The following is a 21,645-nucleotide window of genomic DNA, read 5'->3' on the forward strand; positions in this document are numbered from 1 at the left end:
AATCCACCCCGAAGGGCTTCATCGTTCGACTTGCATGTGTTAAGCACGCCGCCAGCGTTCGTCCTGAGCCAGGATCAAACTCTCCGTGAATGTTTACCGGTAATCCGGTTGAACACCACGAGAGCGGAACGATCGGTCGGAATAGGACCGGTCGTTCACAGCGTCCTCGCTGTGTGCCACCCCGGAGGGTGGACTTTTTCAAAGGAACCTCGACCATCCGAAGATGGACGGGGTATCAACTAATCTGGCGTTGATTTTTGGCACGCTGTTGAGTTCTCAAGGAACGGACGCTTCCTTTGTACTCACCCTCTCGGGCTTTCCTCCGGGCTTTTCCCTTCGGTCTTGCGTTTCCGACTCTATCAGATCTTTCCGATCCGATTTCCTCGGTGCTTTCCGGCTTCTTCGGTTTCCCGTTTCGGCCTTCCTGCGTTTCCGACTCTATCAGATCCTTTCGGGCCTGATTCCCAGTCAGAGTGGGTTGCCTTCCCGGCTGTTGGGCCGTTCCGACGCTCAAACTCTAGCGGATTTCCCGGGCGACTCATAATCGAGTCTTTCGAAATGAATTTCGGCATGCCGAAATTCGTCCCGGTCGGGAGATCGTGCTGAGTTGAGGTGCCGCTTCAAGCGGCGGGAGTGGCTGTCGCAGAACCGTTCCGGCCCCGTGACAACTCGGAGAACACTACGGATACGGCGGGGGCGTGTCAACCCCCGCCTCCGTGACCTCTGGGGTCACTCAGCTGGGACCACTCAGTCCAGGTCGGTGAGGCGGCCGCCCGCGTCCGGTTGGGTGTGCTCGACCCTGCGGAGGAGGCGGATCAGCATGTCGCCGAGGCCGGCGCGCTCCTCGCCCGTGAGGTCCTGGAGGAGCTTCTCCTCGAAGTCCGTCGCCATGCGCATCGCCTCGAGCCACTTCGTACGGCCCTCGTCCGTCAGCTCCACGATGACGCGGACGCGGTTGGTCTCGTCGCGGTCGCGGGTGACGAGGCCTTCGCCCGCCATGCGGTCGATGCGGTGGGTCATGGCGGCCGGAGTCAGGCCGAGGCGCTTCGCGAGCTCGCCCGGGCCCAGGCGGTAGGGGGCGCCGGAGAGCACGAGGGTCTTGAGGACCTCCCACTCCGCGTTGCTGATGCCGAGGTCGGCGACCTGACGGCCGTACGCGACGTTCATACGGCGGTTCAGCCGGCCGAGGGCGGAGACCACCTTCTCGACCTGGGGGTCCAGGTCGCGGTACTCGCGCTGGTAGGCCGCGATCTGCTCGTCAAGGGTCGGCTCCTGCGGTGACTGCGGGCCGGACTGCTCGGGGGTGTCGCTCATGCGCCGAGTATCCCACGGACCTCGTTGGCGTTGAAGTCCTTCCATGTGTATTGTTAAGGATCTAATTTTACTGTTGAAGTCTTGAGGCTTCAGGACTGTAGGCCTGAAGCCCTGATCGAGGTGGGTGAACCGTGACCAAGGCGATGGGTGCAGCGATGCGGCGGATCCAGGCAGGCAGCGCGCTGAGCGCGTTCGGACTGGGCTTCACCGTTCCGTACCTCTATGTGTACGTCGCTCAGGTGCGGGACCTGGGCGCGACCACGGCGGGCATCGTGCTCGCCGTCTTCGCCATGGCCGCACTCGTCGTCCTGCCGTTCAGCGGACGCGCCATCGACCGGCGGGGTCCCCTGCCTGTTCTTCTGGTCGCCGCCGTCCTCGCGTCGCTCGGCGCACTGGGCATGGGGCTCTCCGGCAGCGTGCCCGCCGCCGTGGGTTCCGCGGCGCTGCTCGGCGCCGGTACGGCCGTGATGCAGCCGGCGCTCGCGACGATGATCGTCTGGTGCTCCGAGCCGACCACCCGCACCCGGTCCTTCGCCATGCAGTTCTTCCTGCAGAACCTGGGGCTCGGCGTCGGCGGTCTGATCGGCGGCCAGCTCGTCGACGTGAACCGGCCCGGGAGCTTCCTGCTGCTCTTCTCGATCGAAGCGGCGATGTTCCTCGTCCTCGGCGCCATCGTGATGACCGTGCGGATGCCGGGTTCGCCCGCCCTGCAGGACACCCGGCCCGCCGACTCGTCGAAGGGCGGCGTCCGGGCGCTGCTCGGGCACAAGGCCATGGTGCAGCTGTGCGTCCTCGGCTTCGTCCTCTTCTTCGCCTGCTACGGGCAGTTCGAGTCGGGTCTCGCGGCGTACGGCACCGAGGCCGCCGGGATCGAGCCGTCGACGCTCGGTATCGCACTGGCCGCCAACACGGCCGTCATCGTCGTCGCCCAGTTCGTCGTGCTGAGGTTCGTCGAGCGCCGGCGCCGTACGCGGGTGATCGCGGCCGTCGGTCTGATCTGGGCCGTGGCGTGGGTGATCGCCGGGTACGCGGGGCTCGGGCACGGCAGCCAGGCGATGGCGACCGCCGCCTTCGTCTCCACGTACGCCCTCTTCGGGCTCGGCGAGGCGATGCTCTCGCCGACCGTGGCGCCGCTGGTGGCGGACCTCGCGCCGGAGTCGATGGTCGGTCAGTACAACTCGGCGTTCGCGCTGGTCAAGCAGCTCGCGCTGGCCGTCGGTCCGGCCGTCGGCGGGCCCATGGGCGCCGCGCTGCACGGTCCGTACATCGTGACCTTCGTGCTCTTCTCGCTCGGGATCACGTTCCTCGCGGTGCGTCTGGGCAAGCAGCTCACGCCCGCGCAGAACCACCCGTGGCTCGCCGCCAGGACCTCGCGGGTCGTGGCGCAGCACCTTCCCGAGAAGGAGAGCGTCCCGGCGTGAGCCGGGGCGCCCCGCGAGCCCTGTCCTAGTCGGGCAGGGCGAACTCGCACCAGACCGCCTTGCCGCCGCCCGGTGTGCGGCGGCTGCCCCAGGACGAGGCGATCGTCGCGATGATCGAGATCCCGCGGCCCGCCTCGTCCTCCGTCTCCGCCCTGCGGCGGCGCGGCAGATGGTCGTCCCCGTCCGTGACCTCGATGATCAGCCGCCGATCCGTGCGGCGCAGTCGAAGGCGCATGGGCGGGGTTCCGTGCTTCAGGGAGTTCGCCACCAGTTCGCTGGTGGCGAGGACGCCGAGGTCGCGCAGTTCGACCGGGAAGCGCCAGCTGGAGAGGACGCCCGAGGCGAACGCACGCGCGCGTGGGGCCGCCTCGACACCACCGAGCAGCTCCAGGGCCGCGTTGTGGAACAGCTCCGCGTCCGCTCCCTTGCGGGAGGGGTGCTGGACGACCAGGACGGCGACGTCGTCGTCGTGCTCGGCGGTGACGCCGAGCGAGCGGAGCAGCCGGTCGCAGACGACCTGCGGGGTGCCGACGGCCCCGGAGAGGGCGCGCTCCAGGGCGGCGACGCCCTCGTCGATGTCCTCGCGGCGCCGCTCGACGAGACCGTCGGTGTAGAGGACGGCGGTGGAGCCCGGCGGCAGGGCGATCGCGCCGGAGGTGTGCAGCCAGCCGCCGGTACCCAGCGGGGGTCCTGTGGGGTCCTCGGCGCGGCGGACCGTGCCGTCCTCGTCCCTGACGAGGATCGGGAGGTGCCCTGCGGAGGCGTAGACGAGCTTGCCCTCGTTGGGGTCGTGGACGGCGTAGACGCAGGTGGCGATCTGGCTGGCGTCGATCTCGGCGGCGAGGCCGTCGAGCAGCTGGAGCACCTCGTGCGGGGGCAGGTCGAGCCGGGCGTAGGCGCGGACGGCGGTGCGGAGCTGGCCCATGACGGCGGCGGCACGCACGCCGCGGCCCATGACGTCGCCGATGACGAGGGCGGTGCGGCCCGCGCCCAGGGTGATGACGTCGTACCAGTCCCCGCCGACGGCCGCGTCCGTGCCGCCGGGCTGGTAGGTGGCGGCGATCCGCAGGTCGTCGGGCTGCTCCAGCTCCTGCGGGAGCAGGGAGCGCTGGAGGGTGACGGCGGTCTCGCGGTGCCGGCGCTCGCTGGCGCGCAGCCGCTCGGCGGCCTCGGCGTGGTCGGTCACGTCGGAGGCGTGGACGAGGACGCCGCCGCCCTCGAAGCGCGCCGAGTCGATCGGCAGGCAGGTGACCGTGTACGAGCCGCCGTCCTGGGTCTTGCGGGACTTGACCGTCCTCGGCTTTCCGCTGCGCAGGACCTGGTCCATGAGCGGCAGCAGACCGAGCTCCTCGGCCTCGGGGCAGGCGTCGGCGACGGTGGCGCCCGCCGGGCGGGGGCCGAAGGCGGCGGCGTAGGCGTCGTTGACGTAGGCGATGCGGTGCTCGGGGCCGTGCGCGAGCGCGACCAGACCGGGGAGGCGGCCGATGATCTCCCGTACGGAGAAGTCCTCCAGGGTGGGGACCTCGGTGGCCTCGGCGGCGAGGTGCTCAGGCTGCTGCTCGTACTCACCGCGGGCCGCGGGCACGGAGCCTTCGGTCCCCCGCGCCGCCGTGCGGCGCTGCGTGCCGGGGAGTCGGGCGCTCCAACGGGTGAAGTTCACGGATCTGTATGCCTCGTGGTTGTTGGCCGTGCTGAGTCACTCTGTGCAGGTGTGAGCCCACCTATGGTCACACGTCCAGTGTGACCGACCGCACTGACATCGGTGTCAGCCCGGCTTGGGCCCGTCCGCGGTCCCGTTGTCGGGGCCGTTCTTCGGGCCCCTCTTCGGGGGCGGGGGCGCGGCGGCGAGTTCGAACTCGGCGCGCGGGTGTTCCAACGAGCCGAGCGAGACGATCTCCCGCTTGAACAGGCCGGAGAGGGTCCACTCGGCCAGGACGCGGGCCTTCCTGTTGAAGGTCGGGACGCGGCTGAGATGGTAGGCGCGGTGCATGAACCAGGCGGGGTAGCCCTTGAGTTTGCGCCCGTAGACGTGGGCCACGCCCTTGTGGAGGCCGAGCGAGGCGACCGAGCCGGCGTAGGAGTGCGCGTACTCCTTGAGCGGCCCGCCGCTCAGGGCGGCGGCGACGTTCTCGGCGAGCACCTTGGTCTGGCGTACGGCGTGCTGGGCGTTCGGCGCGCATTGCTTGCCGGGCTCCTCCGCGGTGATGTCGGGGACGGCGGCGGCGTCGCCGGCCGCCCAGGCGTGTTCGACGCCCTCGACGGTCAGGCGCGCGGTGCACTTGATCCGGCCGCGTTCGTCGAGCGGCAGGTCGGTGGCGGCGAGGACCGGCGCGGGTTTCACGCCCGCGGTCCACACGACCGTACGGGTCGGGAAGCGGCTGCCGTCGCTGAGGACGGCGACCCGGTCCTCGCAGGAGTCGAGCCGCGTTCCCAGGCGTACGTCGATGTTGCGGCCGCGCAGCTCGCGGATCGCGTACTTGCCCATCTTCTCGCCGACCTCGGGCAGGATCCGGTCCGAGGCCTCGACGAGGACCCATTTCAGGTCCTCCGGCTTGATGTTGTGGTAGTACCGCGCGGTGTAGCGGGCCATGTCCTCCAGCTCGGCGAGGGCCTCCACGCCCGCGTAGCCACCGCCGACGAAGACGAAGGTGAGGGCGGCGTCGCGCAGGCCGGGGTCGCGGGTGGAGGAGGCGATGTCCATCTGCTCGATGACGTGGTTGCGCAGCCCGATGGCCTCCTCGACGGTCTTGAAGCCGATGGCGTAGTCGGCGAGGCCGGGGACCGGGAGGGTGCGGGAGATCGAGCCGGGCGCGATGACGAGTTCGTCGTAGGTGAGCTGCTCGGTACCGGTGCCCTCCTCCTCGGTGGCGAGGGTGGAGAGGGTCGCCGTCCGCTTGGCGTGGTCGACGGCGTGGACCTCGCCGATGACGATCCGGCACCGGTCGAGGACGCGGCGGAGCGGGACGACGACATGGCGCGGGGAGATCGAGCCGGCGGCCGCCTCGGGGAGGAACGGCTGGTACGTCATGTACGGCTCGGGCGTGACCACGACGATCTCGACGGAACCGCTTCTGAGCTCGGTCTTGAGCTGCCGCTGCAGGCGCAGCGCGGTGTACATCCCGACGTAGCCACCGCCGACAACGAGAATGCGCACAGGTTCGGTCACTGTCCCATGACGCACCCCCGTCCGGGGTTTGTCCACAGGCTCGACAAATTGTGTGACCGGAGGTGCGCGGGGGCGCGGGGTGGCGCAGAGGGTGGGTACAGTGGGGAACGCGCAGGTCAGAGCAGGCGCAGGGGGTGGCGCGGGGGAACGGAATCGGGAGAGTTCAGGCCCTTGCTCCGATCGGGGGGCGCACCGTACGGAACTCCCCCTTCTGAATTGACCTCGTCTCAACTATGTTCGTACCTCGTCGGGGTACCGGCCCGTGGCGCACAGACCAGAGCGCCGCACAGTGGGTCGACCCCGTGTCAGGGCGGGGAGTCTCCGGGGGGAGACATCATGAGCGGGGGAACGCTTATGCACATGCAGGATTCTCGGTGGCAGGCTGTCGTCGACACGACGGACAGCGCGTTCGACGGACGTGGTGCGGGCACGAGTGCCGCCGCGGTGTCGGGCCCGGGTGCCGGTGCGGTGTCCGGTGCGGGCATCGGAGCGGGGCCGACGGGGTCCGTCGGCCGGTCGGCGCCACTGCGCGTGGACGCCCAGCGCAACCTGGAGCACGTACTGCGCGCGGCGCGCGAGGTCTTCGGCGAACTCGGTTACGGCGCGCCGATGGAGGACGTGGCCCGGCGTGCCCGGGTCGGTGTCGGCACGGTGTACCGCCGCTTCCCGAGCAAGGACGTGCTGGTCCGCCGGATAGCCGAGGAGGAGACCGCCCGGCTGACCGAGCAGGCGCGCACCGCCCTCGGGCAGGAGGACGAGCCGTGGTCGGCGCTCTCGCGCTTCCTGCGGACCTCGGTGGCCTCGGGCGCGGGTCGCCTGCTGCCGCCGCAGATCCTGCGGGTGGGCGTGGACGCCGACGAGCTGCTGCTGCCGGCGCGGAGCGCCGAGGACGAGGCGCGGGTGCCGCACCAGCGGGTCTTCGCGGACCCGTCCGAGCAGCGGGTGGTCGCGCCGCGCGCGGTGCCGGGGAGCGAGCAGGACGACACCGGTGCGGCGGAGCTCCTGGAGGTCGTCGGGCGGCTCGTGGATCGGGCCCGTGAGGCGGGCGAGCTGCGGACGGACGTGACCGTGGCCGATGTCCTGCTCGTCATAGCCACGGCGGCGCCCGCGCTGCCGGACGCGGCGCAGCAGGCGGCCGCCTCGGCCCGGCTCCTCGACATCCTGCTGGAGGGCCTCCGCTCGCGATAGCGCGCGAGGGGGGCGAGGGCGGAGGAGCGGGGCCGGTTCGGGTGTCGGGCCGGTTCGGGTGCGGGGTTGTTCGGTTCCGTTGGGCCGGGCGGACCGTCGAGCATGGCACGAACGAGTGATCGGTTACGCCCGGATACCGGAAGTGGCCCCGGACGAGTGGTAAGTGGACGGGGAAGTTCAGCGCGTCGGCGCTCTGTGGCACTCTTGCCCGGTGTTCGGTTCTGGGCGTGCATACGGGGGCTTCCGCGATGAGCGGTGACGGTCGGGACGAGCCGCTGGACAACGGCGGTGGCACGGAGACCGGGGACCTTCCCGCGCGGCAGGTGCCGAGTCAGGGCGGGCCCGGAGGTTCCACGGGCGGGCCCAAGGCCCAGGCTTCGGGAACGGCTTCGGCTTCGGGATCGGCCGAGCCGAGTGTTCCGCAGCAGCGTGAGGGCGGGGCCGCGCGTCCCGCACCTGACAGGGCGGACGAGCCCGACAGACCCGACACCGTCCTCCCGCCGCCGGTCGAACTGCCGCCCTCCGACGCCGATCTCGTCCAGCGGATGCGGGGCGGCGACGACAGCGCCTACGAGGAGCTGTTCCGTCGCCACTCCGAGGCCGTGCGCCGCTACGCCAGGACCTGCTGCCGGGACGCGCACACCGCCGACGACCTGACGGCGGAGGTGTTCGCCCGCACGCTCCAGGCCGTGCGCGGCGGGGCGGGCCCCGAGCAGGCGGTCCGGGCCTATCTGCTGACCACGGTCCGGCGGGTCGCCGCGAACTGGACGCGTACGCAGAAGCGCGAGCACCTGGTCGACGACTTCGCCGTCTTCGCGGCGCAGGCCGCCCGCTCCTCCGAGGTCTCCGACCAAGACACGCTCGACCTCGGGGCCGACGTCCTCGCCATGCACGAGGCCGAACAGTCGCTGGCCATGCAGGCGTTCCGGTCACTGCCCGAGCGCTGGCAGGCCGTGCTCTGGCACACCACGGTCGAGGAGGAGTCGCCCAGCGAGGTCGCACCGCTGTTCGGGCTGACCGCCAACGCCACCGCTGTACTGGCCAGCAGGGCCCGTGAGGGCCTCAAGCAGGCGTACCTCCAGGCGCACGTCAGTACGTCCCTGACGGCGGGCGGCGACTGCGCCCGGTACGCCGACCGACTCGGCGCGTACGCGCGCGGCGGTCTGCGGATGCGGGCCGAGCGCGGGCTGCGCAAGCACCTGGAGGAGTGCGCCAAGTGCCGGCTCGCCGCCGGTGAGCTGGAGCATGTGAACGCCGGGATCCCCGCGCTGCTGCCGATCGCCGTCATCGGCTGGTTCGCCGCCGGGTTCTCCCTCAAGGCCGCGGGTGTCGTGGCGGGCGGGGTCGTGGGCGCCGCGGGCGCCGGTGCGGCCGCCGCCGCGACGGGCGCGGCCACAGGAGCGGCGACGGGTGCCGGCTCGTCGAGTACGGCCGGGGCGTCCTCCGCGGCGGCGGCCGAAGGGCTCGGCGCGCCCGCGAAGGCGGGCATCGCGGCGGCGGTGGCCGTGGCCGCGACCGCCGGTCTGGTCTGGGCGCTCTCCGGGGATCCCCAGCCGGTCGCGAAGCCCGAGCCCACGCCGCCGGCCGTCGCCCCCGCCGTACCGCCGGAGCCCACGCCGCCGCCGAAGCCGACCCCGACTCCCACGCCGCCGGCCGCCCCGCCGGTCGTCGAGGAACCCGAGCCGACCCCGACGCCCACACCTCCGAAGCCGACCCCGACACCCACGCCCACTCCCTCTCCCACGCCGACGAAGCCCACGCCGACGCCCACGCCCACACCTCCGAAGCCGACGCCGACTCCCACGCCGCCGCCCGCCCCGCCGGTCGTGTACCAGGTGAACCAGCTGGACTACGGCGTCTTCGGCGACGGCACGAAGCCCGAGGTCCGGCTCGGCGACAGCAGCTGGATGTGGCAGCGCCAGGGCCTGGCGATCGGCGGCACGCGGTACGGGCACGGGGTGAGCGTGCACGCGCCGTCCGCGCTCGTGATCGACCTCAACCGGCAGTGCACCAGCTACGACGCGCTCGTCGGCGTCGACGACCTGACCGCACCGATCGGTGTCGGAGGCGTCCGCTTCTCCGTCTACGGAGACGGTGAGCGGCTCTGGCGCTCGCAGGTCGTCGAAGCGGGCGACCCGGCGGTCCCGGTCCACGTCGACATCTCGGGCCGCACGACGCTCCGTCTGGTCGTGGAGGAGACCTCACCGTGGGGCCGTGTCGCGGTCGCGGACTGGGCACAGTCGCGGATCAGCTGCTCCTGAGCGGGCCGTTCCTGAGCAGGCCGTTCCCGAGCCGGCCGTTCCCGAGCCGGCCGTTCCTGACTGAGCAGCTCGCGACGGATCAGCTGGTCCTGTCCTCCGCCAGGTACGCGTCCGCCAGGGCGATCACCTCGTCGAGGGTCAGCCGGGCACCGTCGGCACAGGCGCTCGCGGTGGCGGCCTCGCCCAGTTCGGCGCGGGCCCGGGTCATCACGGTCTCCGTCTCGCGGAGTTCGGGGACCGAGCGGGGGATCGCGGCCCGCCAGGTGTCGACGGCGGACAGGACCCGAACCGCGACCGGGGCGGCTCCGCTCAGGCTGAGGACGCTCGCCAGGCACTCCCCCAGCTGGGCCATGACGAAGCGGGAGCACTGGGCCTCCCGGGCGAGTCGCAGGGCGTCGACCGCCGCCGCCACGGCCGTCGTACCGCCGCCCTCGTCCGCGAGCACGCGCGCGGAGAACCCGGCCACGGCGGCGGTGAAGTGCGGGGGCGGTGTGCCGGTGAGGACCGACTCGTTCGCCGCGTCCAGATGCGTGCGGGCGGCACGGACGTCGCCGCGGTAGAGGGCGAGGACGGCCCGCATGAACCGCAGGAACGCCTCGGTGTCCTCGATGCGGTGGTACGCGGCCTCCGCCTCGGCTTCCGTCAGGCCCTTCTCGGCGGCCTCCATGTCACCGGCGCGGTAGGCGAGTTCGGCGAGCCTGGCGATCAGGAAGGGGGACTCGGCGTGCGCGCCGACCTCCCGGGCGAGGCCGAGAGCGTCCTCGTACGCCTCCGCCGCCTCCGCGAACCGGCCCCTGATCATGTGCGCCTCGCCCGCCGCGCTCGCCACCTGCGCCCGCATCCAGCGGTCGCCGACCCGGCGGGAGAGGACGCGCAGTTCGGCCAGGTCGTCGTCGATGCCGCCCATGTCGCCGGGCATGTCGATCACCAGGTGCGTACGGAACATCATGCTGACGCCGATCTCCCACTCACCGCCGTATCGGCGGCAGGTGTCGACGGCGATGTCGAGCAGCTCGCGCAGGACGTCGGGGCCCTCGGTGAGGAAGGCGGTGAACGGCCACAGGAGTCCCGGGAAACGGGCCGCCTCGGGCCCGGGCCGGTCGGCGAAGGCGTCGCGCACCCGCCGTACCAGCGCGAGGCCCTCGGCATCGTCGCGCAGGTCGGCGGCCGTGCGGTTCTCCACCACGAGGAAGAAGGACAGCATGCGCAGCCGCATGCGGGGCCAGAAGCGGGGGTCCTCGGGATCCTCCGGGTCCTCGCCGAGCAGGAGCGCGCGCTCGGTCCAGACCAGGCCTTCCGTGCGGTAGTTGCGGAGCCACCAGAACCAGCCCACGGCGAAGACGAGCCGGTGGGCGGCGGCTTCGTCGGGGGCCGTGACGGTCGTGCGGTGGAGGGCGGCGCGGATGTTGTCGAGGTCGCACTCGATCCGCCGGATCCAGGGGAGCTGCTCGCCCGAGCGGAGGAGGGGTTCGGCCCGCTCGGCGAGGGCGGTGAAGTACGCGGTGTGGGCGGCCTCGGCGGCGACGCGGACTTCCGGGCGCTCGGCGGCCCGCTCGACGGCGTACTCGTGGATCGTCTCCAGGAGCCGGTAGCGCATCTCGCCGTCGTCGGTGGGGGCGGCGACGACGAGGGACTTGTCGACGAGCGCGCCGAGCGTCTCGGCGGCGTTCGGGACGAGGGCCTCCGCGGCGGCCAGGTCCCAGCCGCCGGCGAAGACGGCGAGCCTGCGGAGCAGGGTCCGTTCGTCGGCGTCGAGAAGCTCCCAGGACCAGTCGACGACGGCGCGGAGGGTCTGCTGGCGGGGCAGGACGGTACGGCTGCCGGAGGTGAGGAGGCGAAAGCGGTCGTCGAGCCGGTCGGCGATCTGGCGGGGCGTGAGCAGGCGCAGGCGGGCGGCGGCCAGTTCGATGGCGAGGGGGAGGCCATCGAGGCGGCGGCAGATCTCGTCCACGGCCCGCAGGCCGTCGGTGGCGGCGTCCGTGGCGGCGAGGGCCGATGGTGCGGTGCGGTCCGGCCCGGTGGTGCCTGGCCAGGCGGTGTCCGGCGGGGTGGTGCTCGGCGGGGTCAGGTCGAGGTCGGAACGGACGGCGCGGGCTCGTTCGGCGAAGAGGCGGTGGGCCGGGGCGGGCGGCAGGGGTTCGACGGGCCGGACCGTTTCTCCGGGGACGCCGAGCGGTTCTCTGCTGGTGGCGAGGATCCGCAGTCGGGGGCAGTGGGTGAGGAGCGTCTCGGCGAGGGCGGCGGCCGCGTCGACGACGTGCTCGCAGTTGTCGAGGACGAGGAGGAGGGAGCGGGGCGCGAGGTGTTCGATCAGCCGGTGGGTGGGGTCGTCCTGGGGGTTCTGGCCCTCGCGGGTGATCAGGTTGGTCTCACGGAGCCGGAGCGCGGAGAGGACCGCTCCGGGTACGGCAGCGGGGTCGTCGAGCGGCGCGAGCTCGACGAGCCAGGCGGGGGTGGCGTCGGCGGCGGTGTCGGTGGCGGCGATGGCGGCGGTGGTGTCGGTGGCGGCGGCGAGGGCGGCCTCCTCCGCCAGGCGGGTCTTGCCGGAGCCGCCTGGGCCGGTGAGCGTGACGAGGCGGGAGCGGGTGAGGTCGGCGCGGAGGGCGGCGAGGTCGGGTTCGCGGCCGACGAAGGAGGTGAGGCGGGGCCGGATGTTCCCGGTCTCGTGCGGCTGCGGCTGCGGGGGCGGGGACGGTGTCGGGTGGAGGAGTTCGCGGTGGAGCGCGGTGAGTTCGGCGCCCGGGTCGGTGCCGAGCCCGTCGGCGAGCGCGCGGCGGGCGTCCTCGTAGGCGGCGAGGGCGTCGGCCTGCCGGCCCTCGGCCCGCAGGGCGCGCACGAGTTGGGCGCGGAAACCCTCGTCGTACGGGTACGCGTCCGTCAGCTCGGTCAGCTCCGGTACGAGTCCGTCGACGGCACCGCGCGCGAGATCGGCCTCGACGCGCCTGCGCAGGGCGGCGAGCCGCTGCGCCTCGGGCCGCACGCGCGCGTGCTCGGGCAGGTCGGCGAGGGCGGGGCCGCGGAAGAGGGCGAGGGCGGTACGGAGGAGCGCGGCGGCGGTGTCGGGGTCGCCGGCGTCGAGGCGGGCGCCCGCGTCGCGGACGTGGCGCTCGAAGACGTACAGGTCGATGTCGTCGGGCTCGGCGGCGAGGCGGTAGCCGGGCCCGGGCACGGACTCGACGGCCTCCCGCCCGAGGCTTCGGCGCAGCCGCGCGACGAGGGCCTGGAGCGCGGCGGGGGCGTCGTGCGGGGGTTCGTCGCCGTACACGTCGTCGACCAGCTCGCCGACGGTCACCGCCCGTCCTCCGCGCGACGCGAGCGCGGCGAGCAACGCCCGCAGCCGGGCCCCGCCCAGGGGAAGGGGCGTGCCGTGGGCGTCGAGCGCGAGGGTGGAACCGAGGATCAGATACCGCACGCGCGCCATTGTCGCCGGGGGCGAGCCGCGACGCCTCGGGGTTTACCTGGGCGTGGCGCGGGGCCAGGCGTCCGGGTTGCAGGCGCAAGGCGGGGGCGCACTGCGGGGCGGCGCGGCGTGCGGCGGGCGGCTCGGGAGGCGGCGGGGCGGCTCGGGGTACGGCGGGGCGGCGCAGGTGCGGGCGATGCCGGGTGCGACGGGGGTCCTCCGGGCTACGCCGGGGTCGCGCTCAGAACTCCGAGGTGTCGACTTCGAACCCGAGAGGGCTCGGCAGGGCCACGACCGTCCCCACCCTGTGGACGGTCCGCGCCGCGTAGCCGCCGTCCAGCGGCTCGGCATGGACGACCACCTCGTCCGCCTCGCGGTCGATCAACAGGTAGAGCGGGATTCCCGCGTCGGCATAGCCGCGTGCCTTCTGGTCCCGGTCGCGGCCCGCGGTGGACGCTGAGGTCACCTCGGCGACGAGGAGCACGGGGCCGGGCGCGTGCCACACGAGTCGGTCGCGGTGGCTGCCCTTCGGGGCGACGGTGAGATCGGGGACGACGTGATCTGTGCCGCCCGACGGGCCGGGCAGGTCGAGCCCGATGGCGCCGTAACAGCTCAGGGCCGATTCTCGGCTCCGTTCGAACAGCTGGTCCCTCAGTTCCGCCACGATGCTCGCGTGCTGTCCGTCGCCGATCTCCGTGACGTGGATCTGGCCCCGGATCAACTCCACGCGCCACCCCTCGGGCTCCGCTGCGCTGAGCTTCTGGAACGCCTGCTCCACCGCCGCGTTCGTGGAGTCGGCCGACCACGACGACATGAATGCTCCTCCCGCCCGGCGCCCAGGGTGGCAGCCCTGGCGACGGGTCGGGGCGCCGGCCGGGGATGTTCACCTGAACGAGAGGTCTGGCGGGTGGCCACCTCACGCCGGAAGCGATCTCCTGGTCGCAGGTACCAGGGGGCCCACCACCGCCTGGCGCTGGCGGGGGGCCGCCGAGCCGGTCCAGCAGGAGCCTCGGCGGGCGAGGAGGCGGCGGAGCCAGAGTTCGGTGGAGATCAGGTCGGCGAGGCCGTCCAGGGGGATCGGGTCGCCGTCGGCCGCCGCGTGGAGGGCCTTGCGGACCACGCGGGCCTCGATCAGACCCGCGTCGGCGAGGAGCGGGGCGTCGAAGAGGGAGAGGAGGTGCGGGAGCGCGGCGCGTAGGCCGGCGCGGACTGCCGCCGTCGGGACCGCCGGGTTCGGCGCGCCCCAGCCCGCCGGGAGGTCGTGGACGCCCGCGCCCGCGAGGACGGTGCGCAGGACGGACGCGCGGGCGCCCGGCTGGACCCGGAGCGACTCGGGGAGGTCGCGGGAGGCCCGTACGACCTGGTTGTCCAGGAACGGCGCGTGCAGCCGCTGGCCGCGGATCTCGGCCGCCTGCTCCAGGACGCGGTGGTCGGCCGCGGCCCGCGCGAGCGCCGCACGCGCGCGTGCCTCCCCGGGCCGCTGCACCGACGTCGGCAGCGTCGCCGCCCGGGTCAGGCGAACCGATACTTCAGCCAGCGCCTCACCCGTCAGCCAGCGCGCCGCGGGACCCGGTCGCGACCAGGTCAGGGCGGACAGGGACGCCTCCACCGGCCCGTAGGCCCCCGGTCCCGGCCGGTTCGCGTCGAGCAGCAGCCGCGCCGCCGCCTCGAGGCCCGACCGGTACGGCGTACGGGCGAGGCGGCGCGCCGCGCGGTAGACCGTCAGCGGGACCAGCATCGAACCCGCCGACGCGCCCGACGCCTTGGCCAGGGCCGTCACCGGCCGGAGGAGGGGTCTGCGGCGGCGGTCCATCAGCAGGTCGGCGAGGCGCGCCGGGTGGGCGTCGAGGACCTGGCGCGCGCCCAGGCCCGTGAAGTGGTCCGCGCTGCCGCCGGCGAGCCGCCGCCGGTGCCGGTCGGCGACGACCAGCGAGGGGCCTGGCTCGTCGGTCAGCGGCCCCTCCAGTTCCGCGTACGGCAGCGCCTCCGTGCCCGCCGCCACGACCACGTGGTGCAGGCGCGGGTTGGCCGCGATCGTCCGGGCCCGCTCCAGTTCCTCCTCGCGGTCGGAACCTCCGCCGGTCGCCAGGTCGTTGAAGGTGACGGCGAGCAGCCGTTCCCCGGCGCCGGTGCCGTGGCCGAGGATCGTCCCGGGCACCCCCGGCAGGCCGGCGGCGAGGAGCGCGAGCGTGCCGGAGGCGCTGCCGCCGGACAGGTCCGCGCCGATGCCGGGCGCCGGGCCGCCGCCCCGGGCCGCCCTCCGCTCGGCGGGCCCCATGCCGGGCACGGGCCCCGGGTCGGGCAGGGGTGCCTCGGGTGCGTGCCGGGGCGCGGTGAGCCGGGCCCGCACGGCGTCGACCAGCGCGTCCCGTACGCCTTCCACGGCCCGCCGCGGCTCGACCTCGGCCGCCGCGACGGCGAGCGAGGCCACCGCTTCGTACCCGGTGATCTCCCGCGAACCCTCGCGCAGGATCAGCGCGTGCCCGGGCGGCACCCGCTTCACGCCTTCGTACGGGGTCGAGTCGCGCAGCGCCTCCGGAGTCTCCGGGCAGGCGAGCAGCGCGGCGAGGTGGCCGATGTCGAGTTGGGCCTCGACGAGGTCCGCGAGCGGCAGGGCGGCCGTCGCGTACGCCGTGCCGCCCGCCCACGGGGTGTGGAACACCGGCCGCGCGCCCGCCAGATCGCCGGTCACGGTGACGCGGCGGCCGACCCGTACGACCGCCGTGTAGCTGCCCGCCCACGCGGTGAGATGGCGCAGCGCGCCGCCGCGCGCGGTGAGCAGGCCGACCCGCAGCTCCTCGTCACTGGCGGCGCAACACCCCAGGACCGCGAGGCGGGTCTGCGCGTCGACACTGATCACGCGGACCTCGTCGGGGCGCCAGTCGCCGACCGCCCAGAGCGGATCGGGGTCGCCCCAGAGGAGTTGGGCGCCCACGGGCTGGACCGTGCGTCCCTCGGAGGCCGGGTCCCCGACGGCCCCCGCGTGCCCCGCGGCCCCCGCGTGCCCCGCAGCGGCTGTACCGGAGGTAACCGTCGTACCGAAGCCCGCGGCGACACTGCTCCAGCCCACCAGCCATCGCATCGGCGCCTCCACGTCGGTTCAGTGGAGGAACATGCTGCCACGACAACAGCGCACGGAGGGGGCTCCGGGGGCGCGCGCCCGGATGCGAATGCGCCCCTGGCATGGGCCAGTTGGCACCAGTGGGACCACGGTCGTCATTCGGCCATTCTCAATGGCGCGGATCCGGCGCCGCCCGAGACCCCGACGGAGCCGCCGGGCCGGCGGCAGTCCGGGAGGCAGTGTCCGCCTCCCGGAGCCGTCCGCCGCCCGCGGGGAACGAGGCGGCGGTATCCCCCAGCCCACCGGTCCACAGCCGGGTGGGCCGACCCACGCAGGACTCATGGAAGCGCTCCCGCGCCGACCGGACGAGAGCGCACGGCCAGGCGCACGGCCACACAGCCGGAGCATGCGCCCCAAGGCGCCCCAAGGCGCCCCACGGGTGCGCCGCGAGTGCGCCGCGCACGCCGGACGGCGCGGGATCCGCCGACGCCGCTACGCCATCTGTCGGCCATCCGTCTGTTCCCACAACAATCCCGCCATACGGAACTCCGCCCCTTAACGGTCGGGATGCGGCGAACTACGCTGTGTTTACGAATGCCGCACGCCTATGCCCGGCGTCGTGGCGGCCGTCTTGGGTGTCGAGGGGTGGCGTCATGTCCAGGGAGCAACGCGGGCCGAACGAAAAGCTCGGCACGGTTCTCGCCCTCGCGGGAATCAGCAACGCCGGCCTCGCCCGGCGCGTCAACGACCTCGGCGCACAACGCGGGCTGACGCTTCGTTACGACAAGACCTCGGTGGCCCGCTGGGTGTCGAAGGGCATGGTGCCCCAAGGCGCCGCGCCGCATCTGATCGCCGCCGCGATCGGCCAGAAGCTGGGCCGGCCCGTACCCCTGCACGAGATCGGACTCGCCGACGCCGACCCCGCGCCCGAGGTCGGGCTCGCCTTCCCCCGCGACGTGGGCGAGGCGGTCCGCTCGGCCACCGAGCTCTACCGTCTCGATCTCGCCGGCCGACGGGCCGGGGGCGGCGGGATCTGGCAGTCGCTGGCCGGGTCCTTCGCGGTCAGCGCATACGCGACCCCCGCCTCCCGGTGGCTGATAACGCCCGCCGACTCCTCCGTCGAGCGTGTGGTGCAACCGGCCGACGAGCAGGCGGCCGGCGAGGGACCCGAGACCGGCCCCCACGCGCGCGTGGGCCACAGCGACGTCGCCAAGCTCCGGGAGGCCGCCGAGGACGCGCGCCGCTGGGACTCCAAGTACGGCGGCGGCGACTGGCGCTCCTCGATGGTCCCGGAGTGCTTACGCGTCGACGCGGCGCCGCTGCTCCTCGGCTCGTACTCGGACGAGGTCGGGCGGGCGCTCTTCGGCGCCACCGCCGAGCTGACGCGGCTGGCCGGCTGGATGGCCTTCGACACCGGCCAGCAGGAGGCCGCCCAGCGGTACTACATCCAGGCGCTGCGGCTCGCCCGCGCCGCCGCCGACGTGCCGCTCGGCGGATACGTGCTGGCCTCCATGTCCCTCCAGGCCACCTACCGGGGCTTCGCCGACGAAGGGGTCGACCTCGCCCAGGCCGCCCTGGAACGCAACCGGGGCCTGGCCACCGCCCGCACCATGTCCTTCTTCCGGCTCGTCGAGGCCCGCGCGCACGCCAAGGCGAGCGACGGCACCGCGGCGGCCGCCGCGCTCAAGGCCGCCGAGGGATGGCTGGAGCGCTCGCGGGAGGGCGACGCCGACCCGTCCTGGCTGGGCTTCTACTCGTACGACCGGTTCTGCGCCGACGCCGCCGAGTGCTACCGGGACCTGAAGGCGCCCCGCCAGGTGCGCCGCTTCACCGAGCAGGCGCTGTCCCGGCCGACGGAGGAGTTCGTCCGGTCGCACGGGCTGCGGCTCGTCGTGTCGGCGGTCGCGGAACTGGAGTCCGGCAACCTGGACGCGGCCTGCGCGGCCGGCACGCGCGCGGTGGAGGTGGCCGGACGGATCTCGTCCGCCCGCACCACCGAGTACGTACGGGACCTGCTGCACCGGCTCGAACCGTACGGGGACGAGCCCAGGGTCATGGAGCTGCGGGAGCGGGCACGGCCACTCCTGATGACCCCGGCCTGAACGCGGGATGACATGGCGTGCCGCGCCGGCCGGAGTGGCGCGTCACGCGTGTCCCAGGGGGTTTAGCCGATCTGTCAGTGGGCCAGTGCACTATCGGGGTGGGAGGTGGTGCAGGTGTACACGCACGACGTCGACTGCGACGTGCTCGTGATCGGCGGCGGGATCGTCGGTCTGTCGACGGCGTACGCCCTGACGCGCGCCGCTCCCGGCACCCGCGTCACCGTCCTGGAGAAGGAACACGGCCCGGCCCGCCACCAGACCGGGCGGAACAGCGGGGTGATCCACAGCGGGATCTACTACCGCCCCGGCTCCCTGAAGGCACGGTTCGCGGTCAAGGGCGCGGCCGAGATGGTCAAGTTCTGCGCCGAGTACGGACTGCCGTACGAGGTCACCGGCAAGCTCATCGTCGCCACCGGCCGCGACGAGCTGCCCCGGCTCCACGCGCTCGTGCAGCGCGGCCGGGAGAACGGCATCCCGGTGCGGGAACTGGGCCCCGCCCAGATCGCCGAGTACGAACCGAACGTGCGGGGCCTCGCCGCGATCCACGTCGGCACCACGGGGATCTGCGACTACGGAGCGGTGGCGGAACAGCTCGCCGAGGCCTCCGGGGCGCGCATCCTGTACGGCTCCGAGGTCACCGCCGTCGACCGGCGGCCCTGGGGCGTCGCCGTCCGCACGGCGGCCGGGACGGTGGTGCGCGGGCGGGTCCTGGTGAACTGCGCGGGGCTGCAGTGCGACCGGGTGGCGCGGCTCGCGGGCGACGAGCCGGGCATGCGGATCGTGCCCTTCCGCGGCGAGTACTACGAGCTGGCCGACCCTTCGCTGATCCGGGGCCTGGTCTATCCGGTCCCCGACCCGGCCTTCCCCTTCCTTGGCGTCCATCTGACCCGGGGCGTCGACGGCGGTGTCCACGTCGGGCCGAACGCGGTGCCGGCGCTGGCCCGGGAGGGGTACGACTGGTCGGTCGTCCGGCCCGGCGACCTGGCGGGGACGCTGGCGTGGCCCGGCGCGTGGCAGATCGCCCGGGAGCACTGGCGCTACGGAGCCGGTGAGCTGCGCCGCTCGCTGTCGAAGCGGGCCTTCACGGAGGCGGTGCGCAGGCTGCTGCCGGCCGTTGAGGAAACGGATCTGCGCAGGGCTCCGGCGGGGGTGCGGGCGCAGGCGGTGCTGCGGGACGGGACGCTGGTGGACGACTTCCTGATCCGCGAGGCGCACCGGACGGTGCACGTCCTGAACGCGCCGTCGCCGGCCGCGACGGCGTCGCTGCCGATCGGCCGCGAGGTGGCGTCCCGGGCCCTGGCCCTGCTGTAGCGCTCTCCCAAGCCTCCCATTGCCCTCCCATTGCCCTCCCATGCCCTCCCATGCCCTCCCACGGGCGGCCGCCCGTGGGGCCTTCGCGCGGAAAGCCCCCTCGGACACCGGGACCGTAGAATGGGGCGCATTGTGTCTGAGTCCCGTGAAACCGTCACCCAGCCCGAGCCCCAGCTCCAGCCCGAGCCGCAGCCCGCCTTCCGGCGGGGCAGCCAGAGGTTCGCCGCCGGGGAGGGCCCGCTGCCCGATCCCGCCGGGTCGCACCACGAGCGGCGGATCCGCAGCTTCCAGCCGCGCCGCAGCCGGGTCACCACGGGGCAGGCGGAGGCCATGCTGAAGCGCTGGCCCGACTGGGGCCTCGACATCGACGGCAAGCGGGTCCTCGACCTGGACGAGATGTTCGGCGGCCTGCCCGTGGTCCTGGAGATCGGCTTCGGCATGGGCGAGGCCACGGCCCAGATGGCCGCCGCCGACCCGGGCACCGGCATCCTCGCCGTGGACGTCCACACCCCCGGCCAGGGCAACCTGCTCGGTCTCGCCGACCGCGGCGGACTCGAGAACGTCCGGGTCGCCAACGGCGACGCGATCATCCTGCTCCGCGAGATGCTCACGGCCGACGCCCTCGACGGCTGCCGCGTCTACTTCCCGGACCCCTGGCCGAAGAAGCGCCACCACAAGCGGCGGCTGATCCAGCCCGAGTTCCTCACGCTGCTCGCGACCCGGATGAAGCCCGGCGCCGTGCTGCACTGCGCCACGGACTGGGAGGAGTACGCCGAGCAGATGCTCGAAGTCCTCTCCGGCCACCCCGACTTCGAGAACACCGTGCCCGACGGCGGCTACGCGCCCCGCCCGGAGTTCCGCCCCCTGACCCGCTTCGAGGGACAGGGCCTGGACAAGGGGCATGTCGTGCACGACCTGCTCTTCCGCAGGAAGTAGCCGCCGCCCGGAGCGACCGCGGACCGGCACCGGAGCGACCGCGGACCGGCACCGCATCAGCCCGGAGCGACCTCGGACCGGCCCGGTTTTCCACAGGAACGGCTGTTGTCGGAGAACTCCGTCGCAGGTGTCAGTCCGCCTCGTTAGGGTCGATCACGTGTCGAACCACGTTCCCGTCCCCACCAGGGACACCGAGGAGCCGGCCTTCACGGCCGTTCCGGACCGCGCCCAGTGGCGCTACAGGCCTCGTCGCGCCTTCTGGCGCAGCAAGGTGGTCCGGGCCATCGCCGTGTTCACCGTGCTCGCCATCTGCGCGCTCGTGATCCTCGCGATCGTCCGGGAACAGACCGGCACCGAGGGCTTCCTCGTCGGCCTCGGCCTCGCGGTCCTGCCCGTGCCGCTGCTCATGGCAGCCTTCCGCTGGCTCGACCGGGTCGAGCCGGGCCCGTGGAAGAACCTGATCTTCGCCTTCGCGTGGGGTGCGTGCGCCGCGACGCTCGTCGCGATCCTCGCCAACTCCTTCGCGGTGCGCTGGATCGCGACCGCCACGGCCGACCCGGCCTCCGCCGAGTCCTGGGGCGCCGCGGTCGTCGCCCCGATCGTGGAGGAGAGCGCCAAGGCCGCGGCGATCCTGCTGATCTTCCTCTTCCGCCGACGGCACTTCACCGGCCTCGTCGACGGGGTCGTCGTCGCGGGCTTCACCGCCACCGGCTTCGCCTTCACCGAGAACATCCTCTATCTCGGCAACGCCTTCGGCGAGGACCAGGACCTCGGCTCCGGCGGCCTCGGCACGACAGCGGCCACCTTCTTCGCACGGATCGTGATGTCGCCGTTCGCGCACCCGTTGTTCACGGTCTTCACCGGCCTCGGCTTCGCGTTCGCCGCCCTCGCCACGTCCCGCCGCAGGTTCCTGCGGACCCGCCGGGTCCTGCTGCCGCTCGCCGGGCTGCTCCTCGCCATGATCATGCACGCGCTGTGGAACGGCTCCGTGACGATCCTCGGGCCGCTCGGCTTCATCCTGATCTACGGCATGCTCATGGTGCCCGCCTTCGGCCTGCTGACCTGGCTCGCGATATGGAGCAGGCAGCGCGAGCTGCGCACGATATCCGGTCAGCTCCCCGCGTACGCCGCGGCCGGCTGGCTCTCGCCCGCCGAGCCGCTCGCGCTCTCCTCGATGCGGGCCCGCTCGGTGGCCCGCGACTTCGCCCGCCGCACGTACGGCCCGCCGGCCGCCATCGCCGTCGGGGAGTACGAGGCGTTCGCGACCACCCTCGCCTTCCTGCGCCACCGCGCCCAGCGCGGCGCGCAGGACCCCGACTTCACGGCGCGCGAGCAGGAGCTCCTCCACCACCTGTGGCAGCGCAAGCCGGTCGCGTCACCCGCGCTCACGTACGCGGCGCGGGCGACGGGCCGGGCCTGGGCGCCGCCGCAGTACCTCGACTACGGCGGCTACAACCCGTACCAGAGCTAGTGACCGACCCAGCG

Annotated in this window: 13 protein-coding genes and 1 rRNA gene; 7 read left to right on the forward strand and 7 right to left on the reverse strand. The window is 73.3% G+C overall.

Translation table 11 applies throughout. From position 1 onward, the window contains the following. Positions 1 to 90: ribosomal RNA gene (locus ACF09C_RS08525) — 16S ribosomal RNA — on the reverse strand; the annotation flags it as partial. 657 nt (positions 91 to 747) lie between these two features. Continuing rightward, positions 748 to 1,314: a MarR family winged helix-turn-helix transcriptional regulator gene (locus tag ACF09C_RS08530; protein WP_392090308.1), complete on the reverse strand. Its 567-nt coding sequence runs from the start codon at positions 1,312 to 1,314 to the stop codon at positions 748 to 750. Between the two features lie 143 nt (positions 1,315 to 1,457). On the opposite strand from ACF09C_RS08530, the gene ACF09C_RS08535 reads away from it, so the two are divergent. Further along, positions 1,458 to 2,735, forward strand: coding sequence for an MFS transporter (locus tag ACF09C_RS08535; RefSeq protein WP_392091359.1), 1,278 nt, complete (start codon positions 1,458 to 1,460; stop codon positions 2,733 to 2,735). 25 nt (positions 2,736 to 2,760) lie between these two features. Here the strand turns inward: ACF09C_RS08535 and ACF09C_RS08540 are convergent, their stop codons facing one another. Continuing rightward, positions 2,761 to 4,395: a SpoIIE family protein phosphatase gene (locus ACF09C_RS08540; protein ID WP_392090311.1), complete on the reverse strand. Its 1,635-nt coding sequence runs from the start codon at positions 4,393 to 4,395 to the stop codon at positions 2,761 to 2,763. 105 nt (positions 4,396 to 4,500) lie between these two features. After that, positions 4,501 to 5,853, reverse strand: coding sequence for an NAD(P)/FAD-dependent oxidoreductase (locus ACF09C_RS08545; protein WP_392091360.1), 1,353 nt, complete (start codon positions 5,851 to 5,853; stop codon positions 4,501 to 4,503). A 402-nt stretch (positions 5,854 to 6,255) separates the two neighbouring features. On the opposite strand from ACF09C_RS08545, the gene ACF09C_RS08550 reads away from it, so the two are divergent. Both ACF09C_RS08550 and ACF09C_RS08555 read left to right on the forward strand, forming a co-directional pair. Next, positions 6,256 to 7,089 (forward strand): TetR/AcrR family transcriptional regulator, encoded by an 834-nt coding sequence (locus ACF09C_RS08550; RefSeq protein WP_392091361.1) that lies wholly within the window; start codon positions 6,256 to 6,258, stop codon positions 7,087 to 7,089. Positions 7,090 to 7,337: 248 nt separating this feature from the next. Then, positions 7,338 to 9,350 carry a sigma-70 family RNA polymerase sigma factor gene (locus tag ACF09C_RS08555; protein WP_392090314.1) on the forward strand — a complete coding sequence of 671 codons (2,013 nt, stop codon included), beginning with the start codon at positions 7,338 to 7,340 and terminating at the stop codon, positions 9,348 to 9,350. Positions 9,351 to 9,429: 79 nt separating this feature from the next. Here the strand turns inward: ACF09C_RS08555 and ACF09C_RS08560 are convergent, their stop codons facing one another. The 3 genes from ACF09C_RS08560 to ACF09C_RS08570 all read right to left on the reverse strand — a co-directional run bounded on the left by ACF09C_RS08560 (position 9,430) and on the right by ACF09C_RS08570 (position 15,832). Further along, on the reverse strand, positions 9,430 to 12,762 hold the full coding sequence (locus ACF09C_RS08560) for a BTAD domain-containing putative transcriptional regulator (protein ID WP_392090317.1): 3,333 nt from the start codon (positions 12,760 to 12,762) through the stop codon (positions 9,430 to 9,432). Between the two features lie 229 nt (positions 12,763 to 12,991). Continuing rightward, complete coding sequence (locus tag ACF09C_RS08565) at positions 12,992 to 13,564, reverse strand: Uma2 family endonuclease (protein ID WP_392090320.1); 573 nt, start codon at positions 13,562 to 13,564, stop codon at positions 12,992 to 12,994. Between the two features lie 102 nt (positions 13,565 to 13,666). After that, positions 13,667 to 15,832, reverse strand: a complete 2,166-nt coding sequence (locus tag ACF09C_RS08570) for an asparagine synthase-related protein (protein WP_392090322.1) — start codon at positions 15,830 to 15,832, stop codon at positions 13,667 to 13,669. Positions 15,833 to 16,464: 632 nt separating this feature from the next. On the opposite strand from ACF09C_RS08570, the gene ACF09C_RS08575 reads away from it, so the two are divergent. From ACF09C_RS08575 to ACF09C_RS08590, 4 genes are all read left to right on the forward strand, one after another. Next, positions 16,465 to 17,913: an MFS transporter gene (locus ACF09C_RS08575; protein WP_392090325.1), complete on the forward strand. Its 1,449-nt coding sequence runs from the start codon at positions 16,465 to 16,467 to the stop codon at positions 17,911 to 17,913. 114 nt (positions 17,914 to 18,027) lie between these two features. Then, a complete protein-coding gene (lhgO, locus tag ACF09C_RS08580) occupies positions 18,028 to 19,224 on the forward strand; it encodes an L-2-hydroxyglutarate oxidase (RefSeq protein WP_362427489.1) in 1,197 nt (398 codons plus the stop codon). Between the two features lie 132 nt (positions 19,225 to 19,356). Continuing rightward, entirely contained in the window at positions 19,357 to 20,160 is an 804-nt protein-coding gene (trmB, locus tag ACF09C_RS08585; RefSeq protein WP_392090328.1) for a tRNA (guanosine(46)-N7)-methyltransferase TrmB, read from the forward strand. 157 nt (positions 20,161 to 20,317) lie between these two features. Further along, positions 20,318 to 21,631: a PrsW family intramembrane metalloprotease gene (locus ACF09C_RS08590; protein WP_392090331.1), complete on the forward strand. Its 1,314-nt coding sequence runs from the start codon at positions 20,318 to 20,320 to the stop codon at positions 21,629 to 21,631. The last annotated feature ends 14 nt before the right edge of the window (positions 21,632 to 21,645 follow it).

It is taken from the genome of Streptomyces sp. NPDC014870, assembly GCF_043081505.1.
GTDB lineage: Bacteria > Actinomycetota > Actinomycetes > Streptomycetales > Streptomycetaceae > Streptomyces.

What these genes read in the sequence shown, in the direction of transcription:
- ACF09C_RS08575 (WP_392090325.1), top strand. Translation starts at nt 16,465, where the DNA reads ATGTCCAGGGAGCAACGCGGGCCGAACGAAAAGCTCGGCACGGTTCTC.
- ACF09C_RS08550 (WP_392091361.1), top strand. Translation starts at nt 6,256, where the DNA reads ATGCACATGCAGGATTCTCGGTGGCAGGCTGTCGTCGACACGACGGAC.
- ACF09C_RS08530 (WP_392090308.1), bottom strand. Translation starts at nt 1,314, where the DNA reads ATGAGCGACACCCCCGAGCAGTCCGGCCCGCAGTCACCGCAGGAGCCG.
- ACF09C_RS08555 (WP_392090314.1), top strand. Translation starts at nt 7,338, where the DNA reads ATGAGCGGTGACGGTCGGGACGAGCCGCTGGACAACGGCGGTGGCACG.
- ACF09C_RS08565 (WP_392090320.1), bottom strand. Translation starts at nt 13,564, where the DNA reads ATGTCGTCGTGGTCGGCCGACTCCACGAACGCGGCGGTGGAGCAGGCG.
- ACF09C_RS08545 (WP_392091360.1), bottom strand. Translation starts at nt 5,853, where the DNA reads ATGTACACCGCGCTGCGCCTGCAGCGGCAGCTCAAGACCGAGCTCAGA.
- ACF09C_RS08570 (WP_392090322.1), bottom strand. Translation starts at nt 15,832, where the DNA reads ATGCGATGGCTGGTGGGCTGGAGCAGTGTCGCCGCGGGCTTCGGTACG.
- ACF09C_RS08535 (WP_392091359.1), top strand. Translation starts at nt 1,458, where the DNA reads ATGGGTGCAGCGATGCGGCGGATCCAGGCAGGCAGCGCGCTGAGCGCG.